Source organism: Lentzea sp. NPDC003310, assembly GCF_040610935.1.
Lineage (GTDB): Bacteria > Actinomycetota > Actinomycetes > Mycobacteriales > Pseudonocardiaceae > Lentzea.
In genome coordinates, this window is sequence record NZ_JBEXNC010000023.1 from 74,585 (window position 1) to 93,843 (window position 19,259).

A 19,259-nucleotide genomic window follows, 5' to 3' on the forward strand; every position below is an offset into this window, starting at 1 on the left:
GCCCGCGCCTGCCACCGGACAAACTTGCAGGACAAGGCCTACGCGGGGGTCTCGGCGGGCGCCTCGCTCAGCTCCGCGACGGCCCTGCTCGTGAGCAGGGTGATCCCGACGACGATCTCGGCCGCCCCGAGCAGGAGCAGCAACGTCGCCGCCGACACGAGGTGGTCGGTCAGCACACCGCCGAGCAGCACGGCGACCGGGTAGGAGCCCTGGCCGAGCAGCCGCCGCGCGCCGAACACGGTGCCCTGCTGCTCCGGCGGCACGCGTTCCTGCCAGATCGCGGTGAGCGGCGCGTTGGTCAGCTGCACGGCGAGGTTGCGCGCGCAGCCCGACACCGCCCACGCCCACGGCAGCGAGGTGGCCACCAGGGCGACGCGGCCCACCAGTCCGCCGGCGAGCACGCCGCCGCCGACGAGGAAGCGCCGCGGCACCCGGCCCGCCACCAGGACGATCGCGGACGCCCCGAGCAGCAGGCCCGCGGAGCTCGCGATGTTGTACAGCGCGAGGTTCCACTCGGGGTTGTCCGCCGAGGTGAGCACGAACGCGGTCAGCACGGCCGCGCCCATGCCGTTGAAGAAGTTGTTCCAGGCGAACGAGAGCTGCAGCCGCCGGAACCTCCGGTCGCGCAGGATGTACCGCACGCCCTGCGCCGCCCCGGCGAACGGGCGCAGCGGCCGCTTCGGCCCAGTGGGAGCGGAGTCCCAGCGCGCCAGCAGGGCGAGGCACGCGGCGATCGTGAAGCTCACCGCGTCGAACAGGAACACGAGCGACGGGCTCGCGAAGCTGTACACGGCGGCGCCGAGCACCGGACCGGCGAACGTCGGCAGGTTCTCGACGAACGACACCGTCCCGTTGACCTTGGTGAGGTCGGCCTCGCCGCGCAGCTGCCGCACCGAGGCGGACAGGCTCACCGACAGGGCGGCGTCGACGAAGCCCGACAGCGCCACCACCGCGAGGATCGCGCCGATCACGCCGGGGGTGAGCGACTTGGCGAGCGCGGCCAGCACGAGGGCACAGCACGCGAGCGCCACGTCGCAGGTGATGATCACCGCGCGTCGCGGGAAGTGGTCCGCCACGGCACCCGCGAGCGGTGCCAGGTAGATGCTCGTGACGAACTTCGCGGCGAGCACGAGGGCGAGCGCGGCGGCCTGCCCGGTCGCCGCGTACACGGCCATGCTCAGCGCGAAGGTGGCGGCACCGGACCCGGTGAGCGACACCACCTGACCGCCCCACAGCAACGCGAACGCGCGGCGCCCCATCAGTCGAGTGCCGCTCGGCGCAGGAGGTGTTCGAGCAACTCCGCCCGCAGGGTGGCCGACTCGACCAACCTGCCGACGAACAGCGCACCGCTGCTCGTGAAGTGCTCGCAGTGCTCGGTCAGCGCCGCGGCGAGGCTGCGCACCGCCCCGACCGCGTCCTTCGACGCCTGCCGCACGGCTTCCCCCTCCCGCTCGGAAATGTCGTCCGCACGCAGTTCCGCGGTGCGCCACTGCAGCAGCTGGGAATAGACGGCGGCGGCGTGCAGCACGCGGTCGAGTTCCCACGCGCGGTTGCGCGTCCTGCTCGCGGTCTGCCGCCAGTAGATCGGAACTTTGGGACTGGTCGTGGAACTGTAGCCGGGCTTGAACACCTTTCTCGTGAGCAGGAGGTGGTTGACCGACTGGTGCACCGACTCGTGGTAGATGTTCTCGGCCATCAATCGCGCCGACGGGAAATCCGTCACCGTCACCGGTGGAACGTGCCGCGCGGCCCGTGCGGAGAAGAAGATGCAGAGCGGGAAGTCCGGCAACGAACACGAAGTGATCAGATCAGCGTCCGAGTCGCTTTCCACGAACGCCAGTGTGGTCACGTACTTCGCCACCAGATCGAATGCCCACGGCCGGCTCGCGAGGAATTCCAGCGCGGCGACGATCGTGGCGCGCTGGTCGTCGCCGGGCAGCACCAGCCGGTGCCCGGTCAGGCCGACCTCGTCCCACAGCCGGCTCGCGGTCGCCGGGAGCAGCCAGTGGAACTCGCGGCCCGCCACCGTGAACGGTTCGGTGATCGCGTCGGCGACGCTGGTCGCGTCCGGGCGGCGCAGCAACACGTCGTGCAACGCGAACGGCAGCGTCCCCGGCGGCACCGCGTGGGCGAGCCCGAGCTCACCCGCCACCTCGGCGGCGGTCCCCGTGGCGTCGATCAGAGCCGAGCCGGACTCGGGTACCGACAGCCTCACCGTGGCCGTCACTGCCAGCCCCAGGGCGCGACACCGACGTCGGTGGAGCGGAAGTCCCCGAGCTTCTCCAGCTTCGCGATGGCCCTGCCCTCGCCCGGGACCAGCTCGTTCAGCCGGTCGACCAGCCGCTCGAGCTTCTGCGGCGCGGTGAGCGACGGTTCCGGCACGAGTTCGTCCAGCCGGCGGCGGAGTTCGACCAGCTTCGACCGCGCGGTGCGCCGGTGCGCGGTGACCAACTGGGACTTCGGCACGACCCGCGCCAGTCGTTCCAGCCGCTCGTTCGGGCTGAGCGACGGGTCCGGCAGCAGGGTGATGAGCCGCACGGAGAGCTCGATCAGCTCCTCGGCGATGGCCTCGAACGGCTCGTCGAACTGGAAGAAGTACTCGTTCTCCTCGAACGGTCGCACGCGGTGCGTGTCGTCGGCCGGCATCAGCGGCTCGTAGACGACGTCGATCCTGATCGGTCCCACAGGCATGAAAGTCCCCCCAGCGAGAAATGGCAGAAATCGGGCGGGGGTGCCGCGCCTTCGCGACGACGCGGCACCCCGTTCGACTTACTTGCCGGCCGACGCCGGGAAGTCCGGCACGGAGTGGTCGAGACGACGGGTGAGCTGCTCGACGTTCAGCTGCTCGTCGTTGTTCTCGACGGCGACGTCCTGCTGTTCGGCGTTCATGTGAAACCCCCAAATTGTCACGGTCATCAACGTGCGCGGAGGACACGACACTTCCGCAATTCATTGATCCGTGCCCCCCAGCACGAACGCAACGTTAGCAAGCGAGCACGCAGAGGCAACCCGAACACGATGTGATCCATGTCACTCAACATGGAAATGGGGTGAATCGGCCGAGTGACCGAAATGAATCAAGAAGAGGTGATCACTTTCTCCGTCGCCGCACTCCCGGCCGCCGGGCGCACCACGGGGTCCGCGGGGGCCGGTCCCGTGCATCGCCCTTAAATGCGTGCCGACCACGTATGTGGCGGCTCGCGCCCTCCGCTAGGTTTCCCCAGTCCTGGCTGGAGAAGTGCATTCGAGGGTGAAGCTGTGCTGGTGCCGGAGTCGGCGTTCGAGCGGGCGAAACTGGGTTCCGGGCAACACTTCGCGGTCGTCGCGCCGCCGGGTGCCGAACGGACGCGCCAGCTGGTCCGGACGACGGAACTGGCTCGCGCGCACGGTTTCTCGGTCGCCTGGGCCGGGGCCCGCGCGGACGCTCCCGCGTTCTGGCCGTGGCACGCGATCCTCGCCGGGCTGGGCACGGACACCTCGGTGCTCGACGCCGCTCCCGAGGACGTCGTCGCGGCCCTCGCCGGATCGCCCGCGCTGATCGTGATCGACGACGCCGACGTGGCGGCCGAGCAGGCGGCCCGGCTCACCCGGTTCGTGGCGGGCCACGTCCACCGCCTGCCCGTCGTCCTCGTCGTCACCTCCGCCACGACGTCGCCGGTCGAACGGGCGCACGCCGCCCTCGCGCAGGGCCGGATCACCGAGGCCCGCGACCTGCTCGACCAGGCGGCGCGCGACGGTGACCCGGAGGCGGCGCTGGGCCTGCCGGGCATGTGGGTCAACAAGTACCGCGCCCGCACCGACCGCGCGCTCGCGATCGCCCGCCTCCGCGAGGCCCTGGCCACGTCGCCGCCCGAACCGTTGCGCACCAGGCTGACCACGCGGCTCGCGGCAGAGCACGCCTACGACCGGCGCGAGACCGAGGGCGCGCTGGAGGCGCTGGCGGAGGCCAGGGGCACCGGGGACCCGCTGGCGCTGGCCGAGGCGCTTTCCCTGGCGCACCACGCGTTGTGGTCTCCGGAGCACACCACCCAGCGCCTCGGCCTGGCCGGCGAACTGGTCTCCGTGGCGTCGGCGGCGGGTCTGGAACTGCTGGCGCTCAGCGGTGTCTGCCGCCGCACGATGGACCTGTTCTGCCTGGGCGACCCGCACGCCGAACGGTCGCAGGCCGAGCTGGCCCGCCGCGCGTCCGGCCACCCGGCGCTGCTGTTCTTCCACGCCGCGATGGACGTGATGAGGACGATCCGCGCGGGCCGGTTCGCGGAGGCCGAGCAGAAGTCGTCGGCCTGCCTGGCGATCGGGCTCGACGCGGGCGACGTGGACGCGGAGACGTTCCACAGCACGCACCTGTTCGCGATCCGCTGGTTGCAGGGCCGCGGCGGCGAACTGGTCGACCTCGCCGAGCAGGTCACGCACTCGCCCACGTTGCCGGACCTGGAGTTCAGCTTCGAGGCCGCGCTCGCGCTGCTGGCACTGGAGGCGGGACAACGGGATCGCGCGCGGTCGGCGTTGCACCGGCTGACCATCAACGGACTCGCGGCGGTGCCGCTGTCGAGCACGTGGATCACCTGCATGTTCTGCGTAGTGCACGTGGCCGCCGCGCTGGGCGAGGCGGACATCGCCCGCGAGGCCTACGGGTTGCTCGCACCGTTCGCCGCGCTGCCGGTCGTGCCGGCGACCGCGATCGTCTGCTTCGGCTCGACCGAGCTGCTGCTGGGCATCGCCGCGACGACGTTCGGCGACCCCGGTCTCGCCGTCGGGCACCTGGAACGCGCCGTCACCACGAACATCCGGCTGGGCAACCTGCCGATGACCGCCTACGCCCGCGCCACCCTCGCGGCGGTGGCCGGAGGCGAGCGCGGCCGGGCGCTGTACGACGTGGCGATCAACGACGCGACCGCGATCGGCATGACCGCCCGCGCCGCGCAGTGGGCCAAGGCCCGCGACGGGCTCTCCGGCCGGGTCGTGATCCGCCGGGAGAACGGGTGGTGGGTCGTGTCGCACCAGGGCAGGGAGATCCGCGTCGAGGACCTCGTCGGCATGCGCTACCTCGCGCGGCTGGTGGCCGATCCCGGCACCGAGATCGCCGCGCTGGAACTGGTGGGCGGCGAGGACAGCGGCAACCAGGCCGTGCTCGACCCGGTGGCCCGCGCCGCCTACCTCACCAGGATCCGCGACCTGCGCGCCCAGTTGGACGACCACCCCACACCGCGGCTGGAGGCCGAATTGGAGGCGCTGCTCAGCCACCTGGAACGCGAGACGGGCATGGGCGGCCGCGGCCGCAACTTCGCCGGCCCCGCCGAACGCGCCAGAACCGCCGTGCGCAAGGCGATCCGCCGCGCCATCGACACGATCGCGGCGACCGAGCAGTCCACGGCGGACGCGCTGCGCGACTCCGTGACCACGGGTTACCGCTGCTCCTACCGGCCCGGCTGACCCCTCGGCCACCGCGCGGCCGCCGGTTCGCCACCGGGGCCGCGCAGGATGGGGTGAAAGGCCGGGTCGTGGCTCGCACCCCCCAGGGCGAGCCGCGACCCACCCCTGGTCAGTGCTTCCGAGGGGGACGCACTGACCGACGGCGGGAAGCGCCGCGACCCGCACCCCCGACACGGGCCGCGGCGCTCCCGCCCACACGGGAACCGCGCGGCCACCGGTCCCTAGCCCGCCAGCACCGCCGCCTCCCGCCGCCGCAACCCCGACCCCGGCTCCATCCCGAACTCCTCCACCAGCAACGCCCGCACCCGCCGGTAGGTCCGCAACGCGTCCCCGGCCCGCCCCGCCCGCTGCTGCGCCTCCATCAGCAGCTCCCACAACGACTCCCGCAACGGGTACAGCGCCACCAGCCGTTCCAGCTGCGCGATCGCCTCGGCGTGCCGCCCCTCCAGGCACAGCGCCGCCGCGTGGTTCTCCTCCGCGAACGCCAGCGCCTCCCGCAGCCGGGCGATCTCCGCCGCGGCCCAGCCCTCCACCGGGCAGTCCGCCAGCGGGTCACCGCGGTGCAGCGCGAGAGCCTCCGCGTAGCTGCCGCGGGCCACCAGCGAGTCGAACTCCTCCACGTCCACCACCACCTGCGTGACGTCGAGCAGGTAGCCGGGTTCGCGGGTCAGCACCACGCCGTCCGCTCCGGCCAGTTCCAAGGCGCGCCGCACCTTCGCCACGTGGCCCTGCAGCGTCTTGGTCCCGGTCGGCGGCACGTCCTCGCCCCACAGGCCGTCGACCAGCGCGGACCGCGACACCAGCCGGCCGGTGCGCAGCGCGAGCATCGCGAACACGGCACGCCGCCGCGCGCCCGTGAAGCGCACCGGGCCGTTCGGGCCGCGGACCTCCAGCGGCCCGAGCAGCCGCACCTCGATCTTCATCACCATTCCCCTCCCCTTGGACACAAGAAGAGGCGTGCCACGGGTGTGCCGCGCGGTGGCACATCACGCGGACATAACGCAGCGGCAACAGAAAGATGTACCGACCGAGTACTCGGTCGGTACGCTCGCGCTCATGGACATCGAGACGGCGATCGCCCGGCTGGACCTGGCGCGGAAGGTCCGGCTGCTGACCGGGTCCGCGCTGTTCGCGCTGCACGAGGAGCCGCGGATCGGGCTGGCGTCGCTCCAGGTGTCCGACGGGCCGACCGGGGTGCGCGGCGCCGAACTGCGCGGCGGCACGATCGCGTGCGTGCTGCCGAACGCCACGCTGCTCGCCCAGCACTGGGACGTCGCGCTGGCCCGCGAGGTCGGCGAGGTGCTCGCGGACGAGGCGGCGGCGCAACGGGTGCACGTCGTGCTCGGCCCGACGATCAACCTGCACCGGACGGCCCTGGGCGGCCGGCTGTTCGAGGCCTACAGCGAGGACCCGCTGCTCACCGGCCTGTTCGCGGCCGCGTACGTGCAAGGCTTGCAAGGCAAGGGGATCGGGGCGACGCCGAAGCACTACGTGGCCAACGAGTCCGAGACCGAGCGGCGCACGGCCAGCATGGTCGTGGACGAGAAGACGTTGCGCGAGGTCTACCTGCTGCCGTTCGAGATCGTGGTCGCGGACTCCGCGCCGTGGGCGATCATGGCGGCGTACAACAACGTCAACGGTGTCCCCGCGACCGAGCACCACGAGCTGGTCGAGGGCGTGCTGAAGGGCGAGTGGGGGTTCGACGGCCTGCTGATGTCGGACTGGTTCGCCACGAAGTCCACGGCGGCCAGCGCGAACGGCGGCCTCGACCTCGCCATGCCCGGCCCCGGCGGTCCGTGGGAGGACAAGCTGGTCGCGGCCGTCGAGGCGGGCGAGGTGGCCGAGCGCACCATCGACGAGCACCTGTCCCGCCTGCTGCTCCTGGCCGCCCGCACGGGAGCGTTCGGCGAGCAGCGCACGTGGCCCGGCGACCTACCCGCACCGGACAGCCCCGCCCGGCGCGAGCAGCTGCGCCGGTTCGCGGCCGGCGGCATGGTGGTGCTGAAGAACGACGGCGTGCTGCCGCTGGAGCAGTCCGCGACAGCGCTGATCGGCCGCCACGCGATCGACACGGTCGCGCAGGGCGGTGGTTCCGCCGGGGTGCGGCCGCCACACGTGATCAGCATCGCGGACGGCCTGACCTCGGAGCTCGGCGCCGCGGTGTCCGTTGTGGACGGTGTCGAGGTCCGGCTCCGCCACGCCGCGCCCGGACCGGGCGTGCTGAAGGACATCCGCGCCACCACCTACGACGCCGACGGCGAGGTGCTGGCGACGCGGGACATGGAGATCGCCGAGCTCGCGGCCTACGGCGGCTGGGCGCAGGGTGCCGCGTCGATCGAGGTGTCCGGCGAGGTCGTGCTGGACGAGCCCACCCGGATGCTGATCGGCGTGCGCGGCTTCGGCGAGTGGACGGTCGACGTCGCCGGACGGCGGCACGCCGCGGTGCTGGCGTGGGCCGACGGCATCGTCGAGGAGGCACTGCTCAAGCCGCCGCACTGGACGGCCGAGGTGCTGCTCTCGCCCGGCGACCGGATCACCGCCCGCGTGCGCGGGGCGAGCGCGCTGGTCGGCCTGATCACCCAGCCCGTGCCCCGCTCCCCCGCCGACGCGATCGGCGCCGCGGTGCGGGCCGCGCGCGAGGCCGACGTGGCGGTCGTGGTCGTCGGGCTCACCGAGGAGCAGGAGACCGAGGGCTTCGACAAGACCACGCTCGCGTTGCCGGGCGAGCAGGACGCGCTGGTCGCGGCCGTGGCGGCGGCCGCGAAGCGCACCGTCGTCGTGGTGAACGCCGCCACGCCGGTGCTCATGCCGTGGCTCGGGCAGGTCGACGCCGTGCTGTGGGCCGGGTTGCCCGGTCAGGAAGCCGGTGACGCCGTCGCGGCCGCCCTGCTCGGCCACGTCGAACCGGCCGGGCGCCTGGTCACGACGTTCCCGCGGGCGGACGCCGACGCGCTGGACCTCGTGCCCTCCGACGGCGAACTGCGCTACGACGAGGGAACGCGGATCGGCTACCGGGGCGCGACCGACCCGTTGTTCTGGTTCGGCCACGGCCTCGGCTACACGACCTGGGAGTACGGCGCGGCCACCGTGCACGGCGCGGTCGACTCGGTCCAGGTCGAGATCACGAACACCGGCGACCGGGCCGGGCGCGAGGTCGTGCAGGTCTACCTGCGCCCGCGCGACGAACCGGTGCGCCTCATCGGGTTCGCGGTCGCCGACGTCGAACCCGGCCGGACCGCACGGGTCGAGGTCCGCTGCGACCCGCGCGCCCAGCGCGTCTGGTCCGGCGGCTGGCGGGAGATCACCGGCGACGTGCTGATCGCCCGCGGTCTGGGCGACGTCCGCGTTACCCTGCCCGCTGATCAGGAGTGAGGTGACGCGGTGTCGGTCCCGCCCAGGTATCGGACCCGGTCGCGGGTGGACTTGTCGGGCGAGGAGTCGAGGGCCAGAGCGGTGGCCGTCGCGACGGAACTGTTCGCGCTGACCGGGTTCAAGGGCACGTCGGTCGCGGCCGTGGCGGCACGGACGGGGCTCTCGCAGTCCGGTCTGCTGCACCACTTCCCGAGCAAGGCCGCGCTGCTCACGGCCGTGCTGGAGGAACGCGACCGGCAGGACGGCGACTTCCTGGCAGGCGGCGACGGTCCACCGCTCGGCTGGGCCGCGTTCGACGCGCTGGGTGCCCTGGTGGCGCGCAACTCGACGCGGCCGCACCTGGTCGGGCTGTTCGTGCGGCTGGCGGCCGAGGCGACCGATCCCGCCCACCCCGCGCACGCGTGGGTGCTCCAGCACTACAGCGGACTGACGAGGTGGCTCACCGACGCGGTGCGCACGGGCCAGGAACGCGGCGAGATCGCGGCGGACGCCCCGGTCGCCTCACTGGTGCGCCTGACGATCGCGGTGGTCGACGGCGTGCAGCAGCAGTGGTTGCTCCACCCGGACCAGGTGTCGATGACGGCGGAGTTCGAGGAGTTCACGAGAACCCTGCGCGCACGCTGGTCGCGCTGACGTCCCGCAAGGTGGTGGCCCGGATTCAGTCTGGGGGACCCGTCCGGGCCACCGGTCTTGCGGAGAGGTGGCCGACGTGCGCGGTGACTTTCACACGCCGGCCGGGTTCTGGGGGAACCGGACCCGGCAACTGCGCCGACCCCCAAACCCCGGGTTTCTCGGGCCCGGCGGCGCAGGTACCGGATCTGGACACAAAGATGACAGGGGGCGTGCACAGATTTCGCCCAGGGCGTGCACAGACCGTCAGGAAGTGCGCGAGTATGGCTGTGCACCCAACGCCTGGATCATCGAGGAGCGATCTACCTGTGGAGTTCCTGCTGCTCGGTTCGCTCGCGGTACGGCGGACGGGCACCTCGCTGGAGCTGGGTGGACCCCGGCAGCGCGCGGTGCTCACGATGTTGCTGCTGCACGCGAACGAGGCGGTCAGCGTCGCACAGCTGACCGAGGCGGTGTGGGACTCCCCGCCCGTGGCGCCGGAATCGAACCTCCGCACGTACGTCGCCGGGCTGCGCAAGGTGCTCGGCGACCGGCTGGTCACCCGTCCCGGCCACGGCTACCAGCTCACCGTCGAACCGGGCGAGTTCGACCTCGACGCGTTCGACCGCCTCGTGCGCGACGGCGAGAACGCCCTGGCGGACAACGACACCGAGGCCGCGGCGGACCTCTTCGGCCAGGCGCTCGCGAAGTGGCACGGCGTCCCGACCGCCGAGCTGAACGCGGGACCGTTGCTGCGCGCGGAGTTCACCCGCATCCAGGAGCGCAGGCTCACCGCCGTCGAGAAGTACGCCAAGGCCTGCCTGGAGCTCGGCCGGTTCGACGACGTGATCGACCGGCTGCGGCGCGAGTCGGCGCTGCACCCGTTGCGCGAGGAGTTCTGGGCCCAGCTGATGCTCGCGCTCGACCGCTCCGGCCGGCGCGGCGAGGCGCTGGAGGCCTACGCGACGGCCCGCCGGCACGTGGTCGAGCAGGTCGGCGTCGAACCGGGCGCGCGGTTGCGCCAGTTGCAGCAGGTGATCCTCGAGAGCCGGGTGCCCTCGCCCGCGGCGTTGAACGCGCACCGCCAGCTGCCGATGGACATCGCCGAGTTCACCGGGCGCGAGGCCGAGCTGCGGCGGCTGTGCGAGCCCGGCCCGCAGACCACCGTCGTGATCTCCGCGATCGAGGGCATGGCCGGAGTCGGCAAGACCAAGCTCGCGGTCAGGGCGGCGCACCGGCTCGCCCAGCGGTACCCGGACGTGCAGCTGTGGGCCGATCTGCACGGTTTCGACGCCGACGAGCTGCCCGCGGACCCGTCCGCCGTGCTGGAGAGCTTCCTGCGCCTGCTGGGCGTGCCCGGCGGGCAGATCCCGGAGTCGCTCGAGGAACGCGCGGCGCTCTACCGCGACCGGCTGACGGGCACGCGCGCGTTGGTGCTGCTGGACAACGCGGCCGGCGAGGACCAGGTGCGGCCCCTGCTGCCCGGCAGCCCGAGCTGCCTGGTGCTGATCACCAGCCGCCGCACGCTGCTGCGGCTCGACGGCGTGAGGTCGGTCTTCCTCGACGTCTTCACCCCCGGCGAGGCGCTCGCGCTGCTCTCCCGGATCGCGGGCGACGACCGGGTGCGCGCCGATCCCGAGGCGGCGCAGCGGATCGCGGAGCTGTGCGGGCACCTCCCGATCGCGGTCGCGCTGGCCGCGAAACGCCTCGCCCGCCGTCCTCAGTGGACGCTGCGGGACCTGGCGGACCGCCTCGAACGGGGAGGCGGTCTCGGTACACGAGGCGTGTTCGACCTCTCGTACCAGGCATTGCCCGAGCACCAGAGGCGTCTGTTTCGCCTCCTCGGACTCCACCCCGGAGAGGACTTCACCGCCGACTCCGCCGCCGCCCTCGCCGGCCTGACCACCTACGAGGCGGGCGACCTGCTGGAGACGCTGCTCGACGAACACCTGCTGCAGCAGCACACCCCGGGCCGCTACAGCCTGCACGACCTGCTGCGCTCGTACGCCGTCGAGCAGGTCACGGCCGCCGAACCGCCGCCGGCCAGGGCGTTGGCGCGGCGACGGGTGCTCGACTGGTACGTGCAGACGGCGTGGCTCGGCACGCGGCAGCTCAACCCCCAGCGCAAGCTGGAGATCGGCCCGGCGGACCCCGCCGTGCACCCGCGCGCGTTCGCCGACCGCGACGCCGCGTTGCTCTGGTTCGACACCGAACGCGCGAACCTCGTCGCCGGGGTCCGCGACGCCGCGCAGCACGACCTGCCCGAGCAGTGCTGGAGCCTCGCCCAGTGCCTGTGGGACTTCTTCAACTTCCGCAAGCACTGGGTGGACTGGATCGACACGCACGGCGTCGCACTGGCGGCCGCGCGCTCGGTCGGCGACCGCGACGCCGAGGGCCGGATGCTGATCACCCTCGGCATCGCGCTGCGCGAGGTGCGCCGGCACGACGAGTCCCTCGACTGCACCCGGCAGGCGCTCGCCATCTTCCGCGCGACCGGGGACAAGGCCCGCCAGGTGCCGGCCCTGAACAACCTCGGCATCGTCCACATGACGCAGGGCCGGACCGAGGAAGCCCTGGCGCACTACGAGCAGAGCGCCGCGATCTCGGCCGAGCTCGGTCAGACCCACGCCGAGGCCGTCACGCTGAACAACATCGCGCTGCTGCACGCCGACGCGGGCCGCTACGACGTCGCGCTGGCGCGGTACCTGCGGGCGCTGGAGATCCGCCAGGACATCAAGGACCCGTACAGCGAGGCGATCCTGCTCAACAACATCGGCGAGGTCCACCGGGGACTGCTCGACTTCCCCGAGGCCGTGTCCTACGTCGAGCGGGCGCTGGAGACGTTCCGGGCGATCGGCGACCTCTACGGACAGGCCGAGTCGCTCGACAACCTCGGGCTGGCACTCGACGGCCTCGGTGACCGCCGCGGCGCGGAGAAGTGCTGGCTCGAGTCCGCGGCGTTGTTCGAGGAGCTGGGCGAGCCCAAGGCCGAGGAGGTCCGCGCCCGGCTGTGACCGGGCGATCAAGTGGAGCGCGATCCGTGCCGTATCGCGTGTCTTCAGCCTGGCTGGACTGCCTCCGGGCGAGTTCACCACAACTGAAGACGTGAGGACACGGCATGAAGGACCTCTCTTTCGACCCTGACGACCTGGAGCTCGGCGACCTCGCGGTCACCTCCCTGCGCGACTCGGTCGCGCTACCGGAGTCCGGTGCCTCCGGCGGTGCGTCGTCGTGCTCGTGCGGCAGCTCGTCGTGCAGCAGCTGTACCCAGCCTCCCGTCCAGAACGCATGAGCGACCGCGTGCAGGGAGAAACCGCGCCATACGCACTCGTGCGCCTGGCGGCCCTGCCGCACCCGGACGGCGCTGCGGCGGCAGCGCCGTTCCGGCGGGCGGTGGAGGCGCTGGCGGCGGCCGAGGCCGCGCTGGTGTCGCTGGCCGGCCCGGTGTCGGACCTGTTGCACGACAGCGCCGGCACGCACTCCGACGACCACCACCGCGCGGTCGTGCTGCCGCTGCGCCGCGACGTCCACAACGGACGGTCGCCGCGCGCCGCCCTGCGCGCCGAGGCCGCACCGCTGGTGGCGCGGTTCCCGCAGCTCGGCGAGTGGCTGGCCGCGGTGGACCGGCGCGCCGAGCTGACCGAGGAGGTCGAGCGGCTGCTGCCGGACGCGCTCGCCGCCGAACGCGAGGTGCTCGCGTCGTTGTGCGGCACCGAGTCCCTGCGCAAGGCGGCCGTCTTCAGCGGACGTGACCTCTGGCAGGGACTCGCGCGCGCCGGTGCCGCCGACAAGCGCGCCCGCAAGGCCGAACCGGCCGTGCTGCGCTACGCCCTGCGCGCGACGTCGAAGACCAGTCCCCTGTCCTGGTACGCGGCCGTCGGCTGGGCCACCTGGTCGCCCGACGCGCCCGAGCCCGACTGGGGCACGCCGGTCGCCGTCACGCGGGTCAGCCAGGTGCTGCTGGCGCGACTGGTCGCGGCGCTGCTCGCGGACCGCGCGCACCTCTTCGACCACCCGCACCGGCTCGCCCCCGACGTGCACACCGAGGGCGGCCAGGTCCGGTTCCGCCGCGACGTGCCCGCGCGCGGCCCGCTGCGCGCGTACGTCGGCATCCAGGAGGACGTGGAGCTGGCGTCGAGCCCGCCGCTGCAGTTCCTCGTCGGCCTCACCGGCGCGAACCCCAAGGGGATCAGCCCCGCCGAGCTCGCCAGCGCGCTCGCGACCCGCCTGCCCGACGGCGAGTCCGACCGCGCGCAGCACTACGTGGCGCTGCTGCTCGACATCAAGCTGCTCGTGCCGGTGCTTCCGGTCGACCCGCAGGACCCCGCCGCCCTGCCCGCGCTGGCCTCGTGGCTGCGCGACACCGCACGTCCGGAGCTCGCCGACCGGCTCGTCGCGTTGCACCGCGACACGGTGGCGTTCGCGGACATCCCTGCGGCGGAGAGGCCCGCCGCGCTGGCCGCCCTGTTCGCGTCTTGGGAGGAGCTCGGCTCGCTGGTGGGGGCGGAGCTGGGCGACGTGACACCGGTGAGCGAGGACGTCGTACTACCGCTGCCGGTGCGGCTCGGACGCCGGCACGGCTACAACGGCGTGAAGTCGCTGACCGGCCTGACCCCGTTGCTGATGCTGTTCGACCGGCACCTCGCGATCCGGCGGCACTCGCGCGACCTGTTCGTGTCGTCGTTCGGCCACGGCGGGACGGCTCGGCTCGCGGAGTGCGCGCCGTTGATGCACGAGGCCATGTCCGGCGCTCCGACCGGAGGGCTGGGGGCGAGCCGCGCGCAGGTCGCGGACCTGGTGCGGGACGGCGTGATCACCGACGAGGTGGTCTCCGCCGCCGCGGACCTGCTGCCCGCGTGGATGAAGACCCGGCCGGTGTCGTACTCGTTCTTCGCCCAGCCGTCGCCGGACGGGCTGGTGGTGAACCACGTCTACGACGGGTTCGGCCGCTTCCCCGGCCGGTTCCTCGACCTGCTGCCGCCCGAGGCGTACGCGACCGTCCGGGCCACTTTGGACGGTGTGTTCCCGCGCGGGTTCGCGGAGCACCGGCCGGTGCAGGGCTTCACCCCGAACCTGCACCCGCTGCTCGGCCGTGCGGAGATCGGCGAGGACCCGCGGTGGGCCGACCACACGCCGGACGCCCTGGAAGTGTTCCACGACCAGGAGAACGACGAGCTGCGCCTGCGCCGCCGCGACAGCGGTGCCGTGCTGGACGTGCTGTACCTGGGCTACCTCATGCCGATCTCGCTGCCCGACCGGTCGGCCGCCCTGCACGCCGACCTCTCGTGCGGCGCGGCGGACCTCACGCCGCTGCAACCGGTGTCGGTCCTCGGCGACGTGCGGGTCGCCGATCGCCTGCGGTACCGGGACGTCGTGCTCGGCCGGCGCTACTGGGACTTCCCGTCGGCCGTGCTGCGGGAGGCGTTCGGCTCGGTGGCCGGCGCGACCGCCCTGCGCGCCCGGTACGGCCTGCCCGCGCAGCTGTTCGCGGGCATGGGCGGGGTGATCGCGTCCCGCGAGGACTTCGAGGCGCGCGTGAACGGCCCCAAACCCCAGTACGCCGACCTCACCAACGCGCTGCACCTGCGCTGCCTGCCCCGCCTGGCACCGCGCTACGGCGAGCACGTCCGGCTGACCGAGGCGCTGCCGGTGCCGTCCGGGCAGGTGTTGGAGATCGTCGCGGAGACCTACCGGAGGGCCGGATGACCGACGTCGTCGTGCACTACCACGACCCGATCAAGGCCCCGCTGCTGCGCGACGGCGTGCTGCCCGCACTCGCCGTAGTCGAAGGCGCGTTCGCCGACGTCACCGGCCACGTCGAACGCCACTGGCTGCACGGCCCGCACCTCCGGGTCGTGCTGACCGGCCCGTCCTCCTCGTCCGCGGCCCTGCTGCTCGCGACCCTGCTGCGCTCCCACCTGGCCGCGCACCCGTCGGCGGTGGAGCTCTCGGCGGAGGACCAGCTCGCCCACGCCGAGAGCGCGGCCGTCGCCGAGCTGCTGCTGCCCCCGTTCACCCCGTTGCACCCCAACAACTCCGTGCGCATCGAACCGACCGACGACACCCGCCTGCGCTCGCTGCTGTCCGAGGCCCACATCGCGGTGCGCGCCGAAGGCCTGCGGCTGGGGGTTCCGGTCCTGCGCCACTCGCTCTCGGTGCCACGCGCGACCCTCGCCCTGACCGCGATGGCCGTCCACGCCGGCCGGTACCCCGCCGGCCTGCGGTACGGCTACCACTCGTTCGTCTCGCACGTCGAGGACTTCCTGCTCGCCAGCGACCCGGACGGCAAGATCCGGTCCACATTGGACGCCATCTGGACCGCAAACGCTTCCGCCGCCTGCACCCTGGTCGAGCAGGCAGCGTCCGGCCACCCCGCGACCCCGCTGCAGGCGGCCTGGCAGACCTGGACCATCGCCCTGCGCCTGACCGCCGAGGACCGCTACGACGCGGGCGACCTCACCGCCGACCCCAACCCCCGCCACGGCGAACGCGCCTACGAGGTCGGCGACGAGAGCGCCATCCGCCGCTACAACTACGGCGAGCGCACGAAGTTCAGCGACTACCACAACGCCATGTGGACGGTCGACCTCTCCGACCCTGCCATCGCCCGCTCCATGGCCGTCTACCGCGTCGGCACCAACGTCCTCTACCAACTGCTGGCCATCTGCGACGTCACCCCGATGGAGCGCTACGCGGCGGCCCACCTCCTCGCCCAGGCGGCACAACAGGTCCTCGGCACCACCTGGGCCGACCAGTTCGCCGCCCTGCCGAAGGTCGGGTGACGCGCGTGCGCGTGCGGCTGCGCCCGGCCGTCCAGGCCACCCAGACCCCCGACGGCCTGCACCTGCGCGGCTGGGCGTCGAGCTGCACGCTGTCCGGGGGCTCCGGCCTGTGGAAGGTGTGGCAACGCCTGGCCCCACAACTGGAAGCGGGCCTCCCGCGCGCTGATCTGGAGGTGCCGCCCGGTACCGCCGAGCCGGTGCGGGCGGCGGTCGCGTTGATCGTGGAGCAGTTGTGGGAGCACGACATGCTGGTCGAGATGCCGGAGTGGGGTGCGGACGCGCCGGCTCCGGAGGTGGCGGCGTGGCTGGAGTCGGCGGCGGCCGAGCCGGTGGAGGCGTGGCGGCGGCTGCGGGCGGTCACGGTGGTGGTGACGGGGCGCGGGCTGCTGGGGGACGCGGCGGTGCGGGCCGTGGAGGCAGTGGGCGTGGCGGTGCTGCGGGCGGGATCGACCACGCCCGTGGTGGGAGACCTGTCGACGGCGGCCCCGCAGGGTCCCGAGGACGTGCGCACCGCGCCGATTGACCGGGCGGAGGCTGCGCGCGCCACCCTTGCCACCCCCGCCAGCCCGGCCACCCTGTCCGCGGGCGACCTCACCCTCCAGGCGGCCTGCGGAACCGAGGTCGGCTACGCCCTCCCACCCACCACAACCCTCACTTCGGTCAACACTGAAGCCACTACACGAATCACCGCAAGACTGGGCCTCACCGGCGACCCAACCGAACCCCTGGCCACCCTCGTGGCATGCGCCGCCGTCCACCGCCTGCTGTCCACTGTGGCCGGTCTCCCCGACCCCGCCACCACCCTCGGCGACAGCACCTACCCGATGGTCCTAGTAGCCCGAACCAACCCCCTCACCGCCACCTACCACCCGCTCCTCGACGGCACCCCCGACCCGGACCCGTGGCGAGCGCTCGACGCCCTCACCGACGAGGAACTCGGCCCGGTCGACACCCCGGAGTTCGGCGACCTCCCCCAAGTCCCGGCCAACCTCGCCACCGCCGGCAACGCGCTGGGCATCGGCACCACCGCCGACCAGGCCCGCCTCAACGCCGCCCTCCACGCCCTCAAGTCCGACGGCGTGCTCGGACTCGACGACACCCACGCCCGCGGTGCCGCCCTGCGCCACGCCGTCCGCCACCACCGCGGTGAGCCGGCCGACGCGGACGAGTGGACGAGCGACCCGACCGCCCATCGGTGGTGGAAGGCGCTCACCGCGAGGTTCGGCGTCGCCGCCGTGATCCGAACAGAACGGCTCGCGCCAGGCGTGTACCGGGCCGAGATCGGCAACGGCCGGCGGGTTCTCGCGTGGGCGGTCGAGGCGACGGCGGCGGACGCGGTGGCCTTCGCCGCGCTCGCCGCCACCGGGTACGCCCAGGCCGGACGGGACGGCACGGCCCACCTCAACGGCGCCGCCCCACAGCAGCCGAAGGACCAGCCCGAGTGGGTCACCAGGCAGTGGCACTGGCCTGCCGACGTGCGCGACCGCGAAGAGCGGCTGCAGCAAGCGATCGCGCGGATCCCAGGTGTCCGGGTCGTGCCAACAGAACTCGACCCGGAACTGCGCGCGGCCGGTCTCAAGGCGTACCGATGATCCGCCACGACGGCGCGTTGACGCTGATCGGGCCGGACAGCACGGAGGCCGCACGACTCGCGACAGCCAAAGCGCCACCAGAAGCCACCCTGAAAGGCGTGGTCGCACCGGCATTCCTGCCCCTCCTCACAGCGATCGAGAGCCACGACGCCGTCATCGCGCTGCGCACCGACCTCGGCCTCGTCTCCACCCACCCGGTCCACCCCGAAACCGCTCCCCCCGAGGAGAACACCAGCACTCCCAACGGGGAGCTCCGCGCGCCGAACAAGACCCTCGACGTCAAGAACGCGGTCGTCGACTTCCGGTACGGGCCCGTCACCGCGCTGTACCGGACCGGGGACCTGCCGCTCGCCACCGTCACCGCCGAACTCGACGGCCACACGGCGGGCTACGGCCGCACCACGACGTTCGCGGAGGCCGAACGGGTGGCCATCTTCGAGGCCGTCGAACGCCTCAACGGCATGCGCCCCCGCCACCCGGACCCGGCACCGCGCTCCTACGCCGAGCTCGGACCGGAGCGGGCACTCGACCCACAACGCTTGGGCCTCAACGACTTCGGCGACGCCTACCACCCCGACCTGGAGATCCGCTGGGCGCAAGGCTGGTCGTACACCCGGAAACGACCCGTCCTGGTGCCGGAGCAGGTCGCGTACTGGGCCGCGCCCACGCCACCGGAGCAGCGGTTCGTGCACGAAACGTCCAACGGCTGCGGACTCGGCAACAGCCTGACCGAAGCGGTGCTGCACGGTCTTTTCGAGGTCGCCGAACGCGACGCGTTCCTGCTGGCCTGGTACGCCCAGACACCGCTGAGAAGGATCAAGCTCCCACCCGACCCGTTGCTGCACCTGCTCACCGACCGGCTCGAAGAGCTCGGCTACGAGCTGCTGTTCCTCAACGCCACCAACGACCTGGGCATCCCGGCCGTGCTGACCCTCGCCAGGGCCACGAGAAGCGACCTGCCCCAGGCGTTCTTCGCCGCCGGCGCCAGTCCGGACCCGGTCAAGGCGCTGCGATCCGCCGCCGTCGAGGTGGCGGTCGACGTGGAAGCCTTCGCCGACCGCGCGAGAGCGAACCCGGAGAACTACACCGCAGAACGCCTGCGCAACCTCCTCCACAACCCGACGCAGGTGAAGACCATGGACGACCACGTCGCAGTCAACACCCTGCCGGAAGCGCGCGAACGCTACGCGAACCTGGTTAGCGACGCTCCTGCGAAACCGCTCGAAGACCAGCGAAACCACACGGACCTGCGCGAGCTGCTCGACCGCTACACCGAGGACCTGCGCGGCAAGGGACTGGAGCTGATCGCCGTCGACCAGTCCGACCCGCACACCGCGGGCACCCTCGGCCTGCACTGCGCCAAGGTCATCGTGCCCGGCGCGCTGCCCATGACGTTCGGCCACCTGCACCGCCGGACGGGCGTGCCCCGGCTGCGCACCAGCACCGGCCACCCCCACCCGTTCCCCTGAAC

13 protein-coding genes are annotated in these 19,259 nt (G+C 72.8%); 9 read left to right on the forward strand and 4 right to left on the reverse strand.

The window, feature by feature from the left end; all coding sequences use genetic code 11:
• Window positions 1-38 precede the first annotated feature (38 nt).
• Genes ABZX02_RS37700 through ABZX02_RS37710 form a run of 3 tightly spaced genes read right to left on the reverse strand, consistent with a single transcriptional unit; the run spans window position 39 to window position 2,691 of the window.
• A complete protein-coding gene (locus ABZX02_RS37700) occupies window positions 39-1,259 on the reverse strand; it encodes an MFS transporter (protein ID WP_355305839.1) in 1,221 nt (406 codons plus the stop codon).
• Complete coding sequence (locus tag ABZX02_RS37705; protein ID WP_355305841.1) at window positions 1,259-2,227, reverse strand: hypothetical protein; 969 nt, start codon at window positions 2,225-2,227, stop codon at window positions 1,259-1,261. The genes ABZX02_RS37700 and ABZX02_RS37705 overlap by 1 nt, the downstream gene beginning before the upstream one ends.
• The gene (locus ABZX02_RS37710; protein WP_355305843.1) at window positions 2,224-2,691 is read right to left on the reverse strand and encodes a hypothetical protein; all 468 of its coding nucleotides are present in this window, start codon (window positions 2,689-2,691) and stop codon (window positions 2,224-2,226) included. Before ABZX02_RS37710 ends, ABZX02_RS37705 begins: the two co-directional genes overlap by 4 nt.
• Window positions 2,692-3,258: 567 nt before the next feature.
• Here ABZX02_RS37710 and ABZX02_RS37715 point away from each other — a divergent pair.
• Window positions 3,259-5,433 (forward strand): hypothetical protein, encoded by a 2,175-nt coding sequence (locus ABZX02_RS37715; protein ID WP_355305845.1) that lies wholly within the window; start codon window positions 3,259-3,261, stop codon window positions 5,431-5,433.
• Window positions 5,434-5,654: 221 nt separating this feature from the next.
• On the opposite strand, the gene ABZX02_RS37720 is transcribed toward ABZX02_RS37715, so the two are convergent.
• Window positions 5,655-6,362, reverse strand: a complete 708-nt coding sequence (locus ABZX02_RS37720; RefSeq protein WP_355305847.1) for an AfsR/SARP family transcriptional regulator — start codon at window positions 6,360-6,362, stop codon at window positions 5,655-5,657.
• A gap of 127 nt (window positions 6,363-6,489) precedes the next feature.
• On the opposite strand from ABZX02_RS37720, the gene ABZX02_RS37725 reads away from it, so the two are divergent.
• From ABZX02_RS37725 to ABZX02_RS37760, 8 genes are all read left to right on the forward strand, one after another.
• Window positions 6,490-8,805, forward strand: a complete 2,316-nt coding sequence (locus ABZX02_RS37725; protein ID WP_355305849.1) for a glycoside hydrolase family 3 C-terminal domain-containing protein — start codon at window positions 6,490-6,492, stop codon at window positions 8,803-8,805.
• A gap of 45 nt (window positions 8,806-8,850) precedes the next feature.
• The gene (locus ABZX02_RS37730) at window positions 8,851-9,438 is read left to right on the forward strand and encodes a helix-turn-helix domain-containing protein (protein WP_355305851.1); all 588 of its coding nucleotides are present in this window, start codon (window positions 8,851-8,853) and stop codon (window positions 9,436-9,438) included.
• 305 nt (window positions 9,439-9,743) lie between these two features.
• Entirely contained in the window at window positions 9,744-12,428 is a 2,685-nt protein-coding gene (locus tag ABZX02_RS37735) for a BTAD domain-containing putative transcriptional regulator (protein ID WP_355305853.1), read from the forward strand.
• Window positions 12,429-12,532: 104 nt separating this feature from the next.
• A complete protein-coding gene (locus ABZX02_RS37740) occupies window positions 12,533-12,706 on the forward strand; it encodes a thiazolylpeptide-type bacteriocin (protein WP_094030699.1) in 174 nt (57 codons plus the stop codon).
• Window positions 12,703-15,120, forward strand: a complete 2,418-nt coding sequence (locus tag ABZX02_RS37745; RefSeq protein ID WP_355305855.1) for a lantibiotic dehydratase — start codon at window positions 12,703-12,705, stop codon at window positions 15,118-15,120. The genes ABZX02_RS37740 and ABZX02_RS37745 overlap by 4 nt, the downstream gene beginning before the upstream one ends.
• Window positions 15,117-16,196: a hypothetical protein gene (locus tag ABZX02_RS37750; protein WP_355305857.1), complete on the forward strand. Its 1,080-nt coding sequence runs from the start codon at window positions 15,117-15,119 to the stop codon at window positions 16,194-16,196. Before ABZX02_RS37745 ends, ABZX02_RS37750 begins: the two co-directional genes overlap by 4 nt.
• Window positions 16,193-17,788, forward strand: a complete 1,596-nt coding sequence (locus ABZX02_RS37755; RefSeq protein ID WP_355305859.1) for a hypothetical protein — start codon at window positions 16,193-16,195, stop codon at window positions 17,786-17,788. The genes ABZX02_RS37750 and ABZX02_RS37755 overlap by 4 nt, the downstream gene beginning before the upstream one ends.
• Window positions 17,785-19,257 (forward strand): YcaO-like family protein, encoded by a 1,473-nt coding sequence (locus ABZX02_RS37760; RefSeq protein ID WP_355305861.1) that lies wholly within the window; start codon window positions 17,785-17,787, stop codon window positions 19,255-19,257. The genes ABZX02_RS37755 and ABZX02_RS37760 overlap by 4 nt, the downstream gene beginning before the upstream one ends.
• Window positions 19,258-19,259 lie beyond the last annotated feature (2 nt).

What these genes read in the sequence shown, in the direction of transcription:
- ABZX02_RS37760 (WP_355305861.1), top strand. Translation starts at nt 17,785, where the DNA reads ATGATCCGCCACGACGGCGCGTTGACGCTGATCGGGCCGGACAGCACG.
- ABZX02_RS37725 (WP_355305849.1), top strand. Translation starts at nt 6,490, where the DNA reads ATGGACATCGAGACGGCGATCGCCCGGCTGGACCTGGCGCGGAAGGTC.
- ABZX02_RS37750 (WP_355305857.1), top strand. Translation starts at nt 15,117, where the DNA reads ATGACCGACGTCGTCGTGCACTACCACGACCCGATCAAGGCCCCGCTG.
- ABZX02_RS37720 (WP_355305847.1), bottom strand. Translation starts at nt 6,362, where the DNA reads ATGGTGATGAAGATCGAGGTGCGGCTGCTCGGGCCGCTGGAGGTCCGC.
- ABZX02_RS37710 (WP_355305843.1), bottom strand. Translation starts at nt 2,691, where the DNA reads ATGCCTGTGGGACCGATCAGGATCGACGTCGTCTACGAGCCGCTGATG.
- ABZX02_RS37745 (WP_355305855.1), top strand. Translation starts at nt 12,703, where the DNA reads ATGAGCGACCGCGTGCAGGGAGAAACCGCGCCATACGCACTCGTGCGC.
- ABZX02_RS37740 (WP_094030699.1), top strand. Translation starts at nt 12,533, where the DNA reads ATGAAGGACCTCTCTTTCGACCCTGACGACCTGGAGCTCGGCGACCTC.
- ABZX02_RS37700 (WP_355305839.1), bottom strand. Translation starts at nt 1,259, where the DNA reads ATGGGGCGCCGCGCGTTCGCGTTGCTGTGGGGCGGTCAGGTGGTGTCG.